Consider the following 12,015-nt stretch of genomic DNA (forward strand, 5'->3'; position numbering starts at 1 on the left):
ATGAAAGATAACCATTTCGAAACGGAAGCTATTAGAACCCAAACAGAACGTTCTCAGTTCTTGGAACATTCTACACCTTTATATTTAAGTTCAAGTTTTGTTTTTGAAGATGCCGAAGATATGCGTGCATCATTCACAGAAGAAAAAGAACGTAATATTTACAGCCGTTTTACAAATCCGAATACTTCGGAGTTTATAGACAAGGTGTGTAAAATGGAAGGTGCCGAAAGTGGTTACGCGTTTGCTACGGGTATGTCTGCTGTGTTTTCAACGTTTGCAGGACTATTAAGTAGTGGCGATCATATTGTGTCTGCAAGTTCTGTTTTCGGATCTACACATGCGTTGTTTACTAAGTTTCTTCCGAAATGGAATATTGAAACATCATACTTTAATGTAAATGACACAGATAAAATTGAAAGCTTAATTCAGCCAAATACAAAGATTTTATATGCAGAGAGTCCAACTAATCCAGCAGTAGATATTATAGATCTAGAGTTGTTGGGTAAAATTGCTAAAAAGCATAATATCTTATTGGTTATCGATAACTGTTTCGCTACGCCTTATTTGCAAAACCCAATTAAATTTGGTGCAGATATTGTGATTCACTCGGCTACAAAATTAATAGATGGTCAAGGGCGTGTATTAGGAGGAGTGGCCGTTGGTCGTGCAGATTTAATTCGTGAAATTTATTTATTCTCAAGAAATACAGGTCCTGCATTATCTCCGTTTAATGCTTGGGTATTATCTAAAAGTTTAGAAACTTTGGCTGTTCGTGTAGATAAACATTGTGAAAATGCTTTAAAAGTTGCTGAATTTTTAGAAGGACATGAAAATGTGTCTTTAGTAAAATATCCGTTTTTAAAATCACATCCGCAATACGAGATCGCTAAAAAGCAAATGAAACTTGGTGGTAATATTATCGCGTTCGAAGTTAAAGGTGGTGTAGAAGGCGGTCGTGCATTTTTAAACAAGATTAAATTACTGTCGCTATCTGCAAATCTTGGAGATACACGTACTATTGTTACGCATCCAGCCTCTACCACGCATAGTAAATTAAGTAGAGAAGATAGAATGGAAACGGGAATAACAGACGGATTGGTACGTATTTCTGTAGGTTTAGAGCATACAGACGATATTATAAACGATCTGGATCAAGCTTTAAATTAAATTTTAAAAAGCAGTATATTTGCAACATGCTTTCAAAGAAAACCAAATACGGGTTAAAAGCCCTTTTATTTTTAGCGCGACAAGAAAATAATACGCCTGTCCAAATAAGTGTGATTTCTAAAAGTGAGAATATTTCACAAAAATTTTTAGAAAGTATTTTGCTAACACTCCGAAAAATAGGAGTGTTAGGGTCTAAAAAAGGGAAAAATGGAGGATATTATCTGCTAAAAGCTCCTCAAGATATTAAAATGTCTTTAGTAATGAGGACGCTTGAAGGTCCCATTGCTATGGTGCCATGCGTAAGTCTTAATTTCTACGAAAAATGCGACGATTGCCCGGATGAAACCCTTTGTGGCGTACATACTTTAATGGCAGAAGTGCGAGATAAAACACTTGATATCTTCAATAATAAGTCGTTAGCCGATTTAGTTTAACATTATTTTTTAAAAATTAGTTTGCATATGTTGGGAACAACATATACATTTGTCAAATAACCTACTAACCCGATAGGGGAATAGAGGTAAGTAAGAAAAGATGATATTATGTTGGACAGTACTATAGATATTACGTATTGGAATAAAGAATTAAGAGATAAAACCCCTCAGCAAATAATTGATTGGGCGTTAGCTTTAACTGAAAATAAAATAGTTACCACAAGTTTTGGAGTGTATTCTGCAGTATTGTTAAGTACAATTTCTAAACAAGATAATAATATAAAAGTGATCTGGTGCGATACCTTATTTAATACGCCAGAAACTTATGAACACGCTAGTTCATTAATAAATACATTCAACTTAAATGTTGAAAAATATGAGCCTATGTTGAGTAAATCGGCAATTGAAACAACAATAGGAATCCCGGACGTAACCAGCCCAAAACATGCCGAATTTACAGAAGTTGTAAAGCTAGAGCCTTTTAGAAGAGCTCTAGCCGAACAAGAGCCAGAGCTTTGGTTTACAAATATTCGTGTTAGACAAACGGAATATAGAAAGTCTAAAGATATTTTAAGCTGGAGTAAAGATGGTGTTTTAAAAGTCAGCCCATTTTATTACTGGTCAGATGAAGATTTAGATGCTTATATCGTAGAGCAAGATCTTCCGAAAAACCAATTTTATTTTGACCCTACCAAAGCCTTACAAAATAGAGAGTGTGGAATTCACTTTCAATAAATGAGAAACAATCATGCAAAGTTTTAGATCAGAAATAGAAAACCCAGTTGTAGAGAAGGATATAATCGAATTAGAGAAAAAAATTCGATTATTCAATGAAGGCAGTCTAACAGATGAGAGTTTTAGAAGTCTACGTTTAGCTCGTGGTATTTACGGGCAACGTCAAGCAGGCGTGCAAATGATTCGTATTAAATTGCCTTATGGTAAAGTAACATCGAATCAGTTGTTAAGAATCTCAGATGTTTCAGATCGTTTTTCTACAGGACGATTACATATTACTACACGTCAGGATATTCAAATCCATTACGTTAGTATAGACGATACTCCAGAATTATGGTCGCAATTGGAACAAGACGATATTACGTTACGTGAAGCTTGTGGTAATACAGTAAGAAATGTGACAGCCAGTGAAACAGCGGGAATCGATGTAAACGAACCTTTCGATGTAACACCTTATGCGCATGCTGTATTTCAATTTTTCTTACGTAACCCAATCTGTCAAGAAATGGGACGTAAATTTAAAATGTCTTTTTCGTCATCCGATGCTGATACAGCGCTAAGTTATATCCATGATTTAGGATTTATTCCAAAAATTAAAGATGGTGAGCGCGGATTTAAAGTGATGCTAGGAGGAGGTTTAGGGTCTCAACCAAGAAGTGCAGATTTAATTTATGACTTCTTACCTACCTATAAGATCATTCCTTTAATAGAGAGTGTATTGCGTATTTTCGACCGTCATGGTGAACGTGCTAGACGTATGAAAGCACGTATGAAATTCTTAATAAAAGAATATGGCGTAGAGAAGTTTTTAGAATTAGTTGAAGCCGAGCAAAAGGCATTATCTAATCAAGAAGTGCATATTGAAGCCAATGACGATGCTGTTAAAATTGCAGATGTTGCGGTACCTCAAGTTGATATTGAAGACGAGAATGCATATAACAGTTGGAGAGCCTTAAATGTAATTCCTCAGAAACAAGAGGGGTTATTTTCCATAGGAATAAAAATTAAGTTAGGTGATTTTTATACAGATAAAGCTAGAAAATTAGCATCCTTAATAAAAAATTATGCGGCCGATGAGTTACGTTTTTCTTTAAGACAAAACATTTTAATCCGTCACGTAAAAGCAGAACTATTACCATTTTTCTACCAAGAATTAAAAGCTTTAGATTTTGTAGATGCAGGATATAATGCGACTACAGATATCACGGCTTGTCCAGGTACAGATACGTGTAATTTAGGTATTGCTAGTAGTACAGGAATGGCAGATGAGTTGGAGAAAGTACTTTATTCTGAATACCCACAATACATCAATAATCAGGATATCACTATTAAAATTAGTGGTTGTATGAATGCTTGCGGACAACACAATATGGCGCATATTGGCTTTCAAGGAATGTCTATTCGTACCAAAGATAAACTTGTTGCTCCTGCAGTACAAGTGTTGTTAGGCGGAGGTGTTTTAGGAAACGGAGAAGGACGTTTTTCAGATAAAGTAATCAAATTACCTTCTAAAAGAGGGCCACAAGCTTTGCGTTTAATTTTAGACGATTTTGAGGCGAATGGAAATCCTGATGAGTCATTTTTAGAATATTACGATCGTCGTGAGGGACAGAAATATTTTTATAATTTCTTAGTAACCTTGTCAGATACTGAAAACTTAGAGCCAAGCGATTTTATCGATTGGGGAACAAGTGAAGAATATAAGCAAGAAGTAGGTGTTGGAGAATGTGCAGGTGTTGTAATCGATTTGGTCGCTACGTTATTATTAGAAGCTAAAGAGAAATTAGAAAAAGCCGATGAGGTTTTCGAATCTACAGAACAATGGGCAGATGCGATTTATTTAGCATATACGGCAAATGTAAACGCAGCCAAGGCTTTATTGCTTTCAGAAGATGTTAAAACCAATTCTCAAGCCAATATTATTAGCTTATTCGACGATACCTTTATCGAGTCCAATAAAATTACTTTAGATACAAAAAATAGTTTTTCAGATTTCGTTTACCAGATTAATAAAAACGAACCGAATAAAGAATTTGCAACCACATATATTAACCAAACCAAAGCTTTTTTTAACACCATTGACGTTTTTAGATCACGCGAATTAGTCCATGCAAACAACTAACAACATACCTAAATTAACGGTAGTAGGTGCCGGTCCAGGAGATCCAGATTTAATATCGATTAAAGCGGTAAAAGCAATTGAATCTGCCGATGTCATCCTGTACGACGCGCTTGTAAATGTTGACTTACTAAAATATGCTTCAACCACTAAGGAAGTTATTTTCGTTGGGAAACGCAAAGGGTGTTACGCATATCAACAAGAACAAATTAATGAACTTATTGTACAACGTGCAAAAAGTTTTGGGCATGTGGTTCGTCTAAAAGGCGGAGACCCATTTGTTTTTGGAAGAGGTGCAGAAGAAATTGAATATGCTAAATTAAATCATCTAGAAGTAGATGTTGTTCCTGGAATGTCCTCTGCTTTAGCAGTACCAACAAATCAAGGAATCCCTTTAACGAAGCGCGGAATTTCTGAAAGTTTCTGGGTAATCACGGGAACGACTAAGAATCACGAAATCTCTGGAGATATTACATTAGCAGCCAAATCGTCTGCAACCGTAGTCATTTTGATGGGGATGAGTAAATTAACGGAAATTGTGCAAGTGTTTAAAAGTGAAAATAAACATGAGCTTCCGATAGCTATTATACAAAATGGAACGTATGCCAATGAAAAAACAGGTATAGGGACCATTAATTCTATACAAGAGATTGTAGAACAACAAAAATTGAGTTCTCCTGCTATAATTGTAATAGGAGAAGTCGTTAATGAACGTACAAACTTGAATAGAATTAAAACAGAATTACGCGAGTTAACATCTGCGTTATAAAAAAAAATAAAAACGTTATTTCAGTAAAAATTATCAAAATGATACAAACAGATATACTAATAATAGGAGCAGGACCAACAGGACTATTTACTGTGTTTGAAGCAGGATTATTAAAACTTAAATGTCATTTAATTGATGCTTTACCACAAGCTGGTGGGCAATGTTCAGAACTTTATCCTAAAAAACCGATATACGATATTCCAGGATTTCCAGAAGTATTAGCTGGAGATTTAACTAAAAACTTGTTAGAGCAAGGGAAGCAATTCGAGCCAGGGTTTACCTTAGGAGAGCGTGCTGAAACTATAGAGAAACAAGAAGATGGATCGTTTATTGTTACAACAAATAAAGGCACTCAACACCAAGCACCAGTAGTAGCTATTGCAGGTGGTTTAGGCTCTTTTGAACCTAGAAAACCACTGATTGAAAATATTGCAAATTACGAAGATCACGGTGTAGATTACTTTATTAAAGATCCGGAAAAATATAGAAATAAACGTGTTGTTATTTCAGGTGGAGGAGATTCTGCTCTAGATTGGAGTATCTTCTTAGCCGATATCGCTTCAGAAGTTACGCTTATTCACAGACGTAACGAATTCCGTGGTGCTTTAGATTCTGTAGAAAAAGTTCAAGAATTAAAACTTCTAGGAAAGATTAATTTAGTGACACCTGCAGAAGTTGTTGGCGTTGCTGGAGAAAATCATATTGAAGGCGTGACTGTTAAAAAAGCAGATGAAGAGTTTACAATAGATACAGATTATTTTATTCCATTATTCGGATTGTCTCCAAAATTAGGACCAATCGGAAATTGGGGATTAGAGATAGAAAAAAATGCTATTAAAGTAGATAATGCCTTAGATTATCAGACAAACATTCCTGGAATTTACGCTATTGGAGATGTAAATACGTATCCTGGAAAGTTAAAATTAATTCTTTGTGGTTTCCACGAGGCAACTTTAATGTGTCAATCGGCTTATAAAATTATTAATCCAGGTAAAAAGTATGTGCTTAAATACACAACGGTAAGTGGAATTGATGGTTTTGATGGTACACGTAAAGAAGCTCCAAAAGCAGTGGTTCAAGCTATTGTATAAAATCTGGTTTTAAATTAGTCGTTTTGTAAAATAGACTGTAAATTAGTTGAAATAAATCCGACTGTTATTTAAAATTAAAGATGTGTTTTTATGATAGAAGATACTAAATTGCAAAATAAATTGGTTTCAAAGACATATAATGTTAGACTAAAAGACTCCATTGCAACATTTACAAAACACTTGTTTTATGTAATGTTCGACGATGAACCCGCAACAGAGCTTCAGCATTTAGAAAATTTGTTCATTGAAATGAGCAAAAAACTAGAGATTGATAATGCTTTTCAAATTTGGGAGACTTTTAAATATAACTTACCTAGTATTAGACGTCGTTTAGATTTAGATGCTATTGCGATCGAGCAAAACGATCCTGCAGCTAAAAGTTTAGAAGAAGTATACTTGGCATATCCTGGTTTTTATGCCATTGCAATTTATCGATTAAGTCATGAGTTATCTAACCTTAAAGTGCCTGTTATTCCTAGAATGATGAGTGAGTATGCCCACGGTATTACAGGTACAGATATCCATCCTGGTGCAGAAATTGGAGATTCATTTTTTATAGATCATGCCACAGGTATTGTAATTGGAGAAACTTCGATCATTAAAAACAACGTTAAGATCTATCAAGGGGTAACCTTGGGAGGTGTTCAAGTTAAAAAGAGTTTGTCTGCTACAAAACGTCATCCTACTATAGAGGATAATGTTATCATCTATGCAAACGCAACCATTTTAGGTGGCGATGTTGTTATAGGTGCCGACACTATTATTGGTGCAAATGTTTGTGTAACAGTTTCAGTGCCTCAAGGTTCAATTTTAACCTATCAAAAAGAGTTTAATATTAGATCGCGTAAGCATGATTAAAACGGAAGGCATTTTAGATCAAATAGGTCGAACGCCTTTAGTAGAGGCTACGCACTTACACAATAATCCTAATGTTAAACTACTTCTTAAGTTGGAAGGAAATAATCCAGGAGGTAGTGTAAAAGATAGAGCCGCGTTTAATATGATTAACGAAGCATTACAACGTGGTGATATTAAAAAAGGCGATACTTTAGTTGAAGCGACTAGTGGAAATACCGGAATTGCATTAGCTTTTATCGCTCCTTTATTGGGCGTTAATATGGTGCTTGTTATGCCCGAAAACTCTACTGAAGAGCGTATAAAAAGTATGCGAGCCTATGGGGCAGAGTTAATTCTAACCCCTAAAGAAATAGGAATAGAAGGCGCTCGGGATCTAGCTATCGAGTTACGTGACCAAAAAGGTTATTTTATGCTAAATCAGTTTTCAAATCCAGACAATTGGAAAGCGCATTATAAAACTACAGGTCCTGAAATTTGGGAGGCTACCGATGGGGAAATAACTCATTTTGTGTCTGCCATGGGAACTACTGGAACTATAATGGGTGTTTCTACTTTTCTTAAAGAAAAGAATAAAACTATTACCATTGTAGGTGCACAGCCTAAAGATGGAGCTAAAATACCAGGTATTCGAAAATGGCCAGAGGCATATTTGCCAGAAATTTTCGATAAAACTAAAGTCGACCAAGTGGTTGAAGTTAGCGAAGAAGATGCTAAAATTATGACACAGCGATTAGCCAAAGAAGAAGGTGTGTTTGGAGGTATGAGTAGTGGAGGTGCTGTTGCTAGCGCTCTAAAAATTATAGACACTTTAGAATCTGGTGTGGTAGTCGCCATAATTTGCGATCGTGGAGATCGTTATTTATCTTCGGATTTATTCGAGAATTAGCATAATAATTGCTTCAAAAATGAGGATAATAAAAAATTATTACTTTTATTTGTAGCTTAGTTCATAACCATAATAATTCGTTATCACGAAAGGCAGAGGGATAGACCCGGTGAAGCCTTAGCAACCCTTTACCACACTTAAAGAAGGTGCTACATTCTACTCAATGAAATCACTTTCAAAGGGGCAGATAACCCAAGAGAAATTCCTTTCTTTCCTGATGACATACTGATATAAAACATCAAAAATGTCAAACATTTATCAAGCCATTCAACAACGTATTTTAGTGCTAGACGGTGCTATGGGTACCATGTTGCAACGTTATAATTTTTCTGAAGAAGATTTTAGAGGTGAACGTTTTAAAGATTACCCAACGTCTTTAAAAGGAAATAACGATTTATTGTCGTTAACCCAACCGCAAGCCATAGCAGCTATTCATCGAAAATATTTCGAAGCAGGAGCAGATATTGTAGAAACCAATACCTTCTCGGGAACAACTATTGCAATGGCAGATTACGACATGGAAGATTTGGTTTACGAACTTAATTTCGAATCGGCTAGAATTGCAAAAGAAGTAGCTGAAGAAATGACGAAAGAAAATCCGGATAAGCCACGATTTGTCGCTGGAAGTATTGGGCCTACAAACCGTACAGCAAGTTTATCTCCAGACGTAGACCGTCCAGAATATCGTGCAGTAACTTTCGAAGAATTAAGAAAAGCCTATCATCAACAAACAGAAGCGTTGTTAGATGGTGGTGTAGATATGCTTTTAGTAGAAACCATTTTCGATACGTTGAATGCGAAAGCCGCATTGTTTGCAATAGATCAAGTGCAAGAAGAACGTGGCATTAAAATTCCTATTATGGTGTCTGGAACCATTACAGATGCATCTGGAAGAACATTGTCCGGCCAAACTGTAGAAGCTTTTTTATTGTCTATTTCTCATATTCCATTATTAAGTGTTGGATTTAATTGCGCCTTAGGAGCCGATCAATTACAGCCGTATTTACAACGTTTATCTAACGAAACAGATTTCTATACCTCTGCGCATCCCAATGCAGGGTTGCCTAATGCCTTTGGTGAATACGACCAATCTGCAGAGCAAATGCAAGAACTTATAGAGAACTACTTAAAAGCAAATATTATTAATATTATTGGAGGGTGTTGTGGTACAACGCCAGAACATATTAAACTGATTGCAGAAGTTGCTGCAAAATATAAACCTAGACAAGCCGTTGTTAGCGCTTAATTGAGAATCGAAAAGAAAAAACAGCATGTCAAAAAATAACAAACCTAAATATTTAAGTCTTTCTGGATTAGAGCCATTAATCGTGACTCCAGAAAGTAATTTTATAAATGTAGGAGAGCGAACTAATGTTACCGGTTCTAGAAAATTCTTACGATTAATTAAAGAAGAAAAATTCGATGAAGCTTTAGATGTTGCCCGCGACCAAGTAGAAGGTGGTGCGCAAATTATCGATGTAAACATGGACGAAGGAATGTTAGATGGTGCAGAAGCCATGGTAAAATTCCTGAATTTAATTGCTTCAGAACCAGATATTGCTCGTGTGCCTATCATGATTGATAGTTCTAAATGGGATATTATTGAAGCCGGTCTTCAAGTGGTACAGGGAAAATCGGTAGTTAACTCGATCAGTTTAAAAGAAGGTGAAGAAGCATTTATTCATCATGCAAAATTGGTAAAACGCTATGGTGCCGCAATGGTTGTTATGGCATTCGATGAAGATGGACAAGCCGATACGTATCAGCGTCGAATAGACATTTGTAAGCGTTCTTACGATATCTTAGTCGATAAAGTGAAGTTCCCACCCGAAGATATTATTTTCGATCCAAACATTTTTCCAGTAGCAACAGGAATGGATGAGCATCGCTTAAACGCCTTAGATTTCTTTAATGCCACAAAATGGATTCGTGAGAATTTACCTTATGCAAGTGTTTCTGGAGGCGTGAGTAATGTGTCGTTTTCATTTAGAGGAAACACGGTAGTGCGTGAAGCGATAAATTCAGCATTCTTATATCACGCTATTAAACATGGACTGAATATTGGAATTGTAAATCCGACCATGTTGGAGATTTACGACGAAATTCCGAAAGATCTTTTACAGCATGTCGAAGATGTATTATTTAATCGAGGTGATGATGCGACAGAGCGTTTACTAGATTTTGCAGAAACTGTAAAAGGAGATAAGAAGGTAGACGGCGATAAAGTCTTAGAATGGCGTAGTCACGAATTGCAAGATAGAATTACGCACGCTCTGGTAAAAGGTATCGACGCTTTTATTATTGAAGATGTAGAGCAAGCGCGACAAGAAAGTGAAAAACCTATTCATGTTATCGAAGGTCATTTAATGATAGGAATGAATGTCGTGGGAGATTTATTTGGGAGCGGAAAAATGTTCTTGCCTCAAGTTGTTAAATCTGCACGTGTCATGAAAAAAGCTGTGGCTTATTTACAGCCTTTTATTGAAGCAGAAAAAGACGGAAAACAAGAGTTTGCTGGTAAAATATTAATGGCTACCGTAAAAGGGGATGTTCACGATATTGGTAAAAATATTGTAAGTGTTGTTCTAGGTTGTAACAATTACGAGATTGTAGATCTTGGTGTTATGGTGCCCCCAGAAAAAATTATAGAAAGAGCAAAAGCCGAGAATGTAGATGCCATTGGATTAAGCGGATTAATAACACCATCTCTAGACGAAATGGTGTACCTGTCTAAAGAAATGGAACGTCAGAAGTTTACAATTCCATTACTTATTGGTGGAGCGACAACTTCTAGAGCACACTCTGCAGTTAAAATTGCTCCTAATTATACAAATGCGGTTGTGCATGTAAACGATGCTTCTAGAGCAGTTACTGTAGTAGGTAATTTGTTAGGAGCAGATAATAAAGTGTACAAAGAACAGATTCGTGAGGAGTACGAAAAATTCCGTGAACAGTTTTTAAAACGCGGAAAAAAGAAAAATTTCGTTACGATAGAAGATGCGAGAAAGCGTAAATTTAAAATTGATTGGAATACATCAGAAATTGTAAAGCCTAATCAATTGGGTATTCAAGTTATTCAAGATTTCGACCTTAAAAAGTTGGAAGAATTTATAGATTGGAGTCCGTTTTTTAGAAGTTGGGATTTACATGGAAGATATCCAGATATCTTAACCGATGAGGTGGTAGGCGAGCAAGCCACAGAATTGTTTGCCGATGCTAAAGAATTATTGAAACGCGTGTTAGATGAGAAATTATTAGGCGCTAAAGCCATTTTTGGGTTGTTTCCTGCGAACACGATTAATGACGATGATATTGAGATTTATGATGAAGACGGAAAAACTAAAGTTACCTTTTTAACCTTACGTCAGCAATTAGATAAGCGCGAAGGCGTTCCTAATTTTGCTTTATCCGATTTTATTGCTCCAAAAGACACCGGAATTCAGGATTACATGGGATGTTTCTGTGTAAGTACAGGTTTTGGGACAGCAGATTTAGCAAAAGAATTTGAAGCCAATCATGACGATTACAATTCGATTATGATAAAAGCCATAGCCGATCGTTTGGCAGAAGCTTTTGCAGAATATCTTCATAAAGAAATCAGAATAAATTATTGGGGTTACGATTCTAGTGAAACACTTTCAAACGAAGATTTAATTAAAGAAACCTATAAGGGCGTACGTCCAGCACCGGGATATCCTGCTTGTCCAGATCACCTAGAAAAGAAAACCATTTGGAAACTTTTAAAGGTGAAGGAAGAAATTGGAGTAGAGATAACAGATAGTTTAGCCATGTGGCCTGCTGCTAGTGTAAGTGGGTATTATTTTGCAAATAAAGAAGCGAAGTACTTTGGTTTGGGTAAAATCACTAACGATCAGTTGGTCGATTATGCGAAGCGTCGTGGTATTAGTAACGAAGAAGCAGAGAAGTGGTTAAGTCCGAATCTGGCCGATTAAATT

Annotated in this window: 10 protein-coding genes and 1 riboswitch; all 10 genes read left to right on the top strand. The window is 36.0% G+C overall.

Annotated elements, in window-relative coordinates; genetic code table 11:
* On the top strand, positions 1-1,167 hold the full coding sequence (locus tag AC0UBM_RS11910) for a trans-sulfuration enzyme family protein (protein ID WP_475688755.1): 1,167 nt from the start codon (positions 1-3) through the stop codon (positions 1,165-1,167).
* A gap of 26 nt (positions 1,168-1,193) precedes the next feature.
* Positions 1,194-1,601: an RrF2 family transcriptional regulator gene (locus tag AC0UBM_RS11915; RefSeq protein ID WP_434036963.1), complete on the top strand. Its 408-nt coding sequence runs from the start codon at positions 1,194-1,196 to the stop codon at positions 1,599-1,601.
* A gap of 108 nt (positions 1,602-1,709) precedes the next feature.
* The gene (locus AC0UBM_RS11920; RefSeq protein ID WP_414036713.1) at positions 1,710-2,336 is read left to right on the top strand and encodes a phosphoadenosine phosphosulfate reductase domain-containing protein; all 627 of its coding nucleotides are present in this window, start codon (positions 1,710-1,712) and stop codon (positions 2,334-2,336) included.
* A gap of 13 nt (positions 2,337-2,349) precedes the next feature.
* Positions 2,350-4,458, top strand: a complete 2,109-nt coding sequence (locus tag AC0UBM_RS11925) for a HEPN domain-containing protein (RefSeq protein ID WP_475688756.1) — start codon at positions 2,350-2,352, stop codon at positions 4,456-4,458.
* Positions 4,445-5,224, top strand: a complete 780-nt coding sequence (gene cobA, locus AC0UBM_RS11930; protein WP_475688757.1) for a uroporphyrinogen-III C-methyltransferase — start codon at positions 4,445-4,447, stop codon at positions 5,222-5,224. The genes AC0UBM_RS11925 and cobA overlap by 14 nt, the downstream gene beginning before the upstream one ends.
* Before the next feature lie 38 nt (positions 5,225-5,262).
* Positions 5,263-6,315 (top strand): NAD(P)/FAD-dependent oxidoreductase, encoded by a 1,053-nt coding sequence (locus tag AC0UBM_RS11935; protein ID WP_038526783.1) that lies wholly within the window; start codon positions 5,263-5,265, stop codon positions 6,313-6,315.
* Between the two features lie 90 nt (positions 6,316-6,405).
* Positions 6,406-7,173 (top strand): serine O-acetyltransferase EpsC, encoded by a 768-nt coding sequence (epsC, locus tag AC0UBM_RS11940; RefSeq protein WP_414036716.1) that lies wholly within the window; start codon positions 6,406-6,408, stop codon positions 7,171-7,173.
* Entirely contained in the window at positions 7,166-8,059 is an 894-nt protein-coding gene (gene cysM / locus AC0UBM_RS11945) for a cysteine synthase CysM (protein WP_475688758.1), read from the top strand. The genes epsC and cysM overlap by 8 nt, the downstream gene beginning before the upstream one ends.
* Positions 8,060-8,136: 77 nt before the next feature.
* Positions 8,137-8,253: riboswitch (SAM riboswitch) on the top strand.
* A 50-nt stretch (positions 8,254-8,303) separates the two neighbouring features.
* Complete coding sequence (locus tag AC0UBM_RS11950; RefSeq protein WP_434036958.1) at positions 8,304-9,305, top strand: homocysteine S-methyltransferase family protein; 1,002 nt, start codon at positions 8,304-8,306, stop codon at positions 9,303-9,305.
* 25 nt (positions 9,306-9,330) lie between these two features.
* On the top strand, positions 9,331-12,012 hold the full coding sequence (metH, locus tag AC0UBM_RS11955) for a methionine synthase (protein WP_475688759.1): 2,682 nt from the start codon (positions 9,331-9,333) through the stop codon (positions 12,010-12,012).
* Positions 12,013-12,015: the final 3 nt, after the last annotated feature.

Source organism: Formosa sp. F44, from assembly GCF_056238645.1.

What these genes read in the sequence shown, in the direction of transcription:
- AC0UBM_RS11910 (WP_475688755.1), top strand. Translation starts at nt 1, where the DNA reads ATGAAAGATAACCATTTCGAAACGGAAGCTATTAGAACCCAAACAGAA.
- AC0UBM_RS11915 (WP_434036963.1), top strand. Translation starts at nt 1,194, where the DNA reads ATGCTTTCAAAGAAAACCAAATACGGGTTAAAAGCCCTTTTATTTTTA.
- AC0UBM_RS11920 (WP_414036713.1), top strand. Translation starts at nt 1,710, where the DNA reads ATGTTGGACAGTACTATAGATATTACGTATTGGAATAAAGAATTAAGA.
- AC0UBM_RS11925 (WP_475688756.1), top strand. Translation starts at nt 2,350, where the DNA reads ATGCAAAGTTTTAGATCAGAAATAGAAAACCCAGTTGTAGAGAAGGAT.
- cobA (WP_475688757.1), top strand. Translation starts at nt 4,445, where the DNA reads ATGCAAACAACTAACAACATACCTAAATTAACGGTAGTAGGTGCCGGT.
- AC0UBM_RS11935 (WP_038526783.1), top strand. Translation starts at nt 5,263, where the DNA reads ATGATACAAACAGATATACTAATAATAGGAGCAGGACCAACAGGACTA.
- epsC (WP_414036716.1), top strand. Translation starts at nt 6,406, where the DNA reads ATGATAGAAGATACTAAATTGCAAAATAAATTGGTTTCAAAGACATAT.
- cysM (WP_475688758.1), top strand. Translation starts at nt 7,166, where the DNA reads ATGATTAAAACGGAAGGCATTTTAGATCAAATAGGTCGAACGCCTTTA.
- AC0UBM_RS11950 (WP_434036958.1), top strand. Translation starts at nt 8,304, where the DNA reads ATGTCAAACATTTATCAAGCCATTCAACAACGTATTTTAGTGCTAGAC.
- metH (WP_475688759.1), top strand. Translation starts at nt 9,331, where the DNA reads ATGTCAAAAAATAACAAACCTAAATATTTAAGTCTTTCTGGATTAGAG.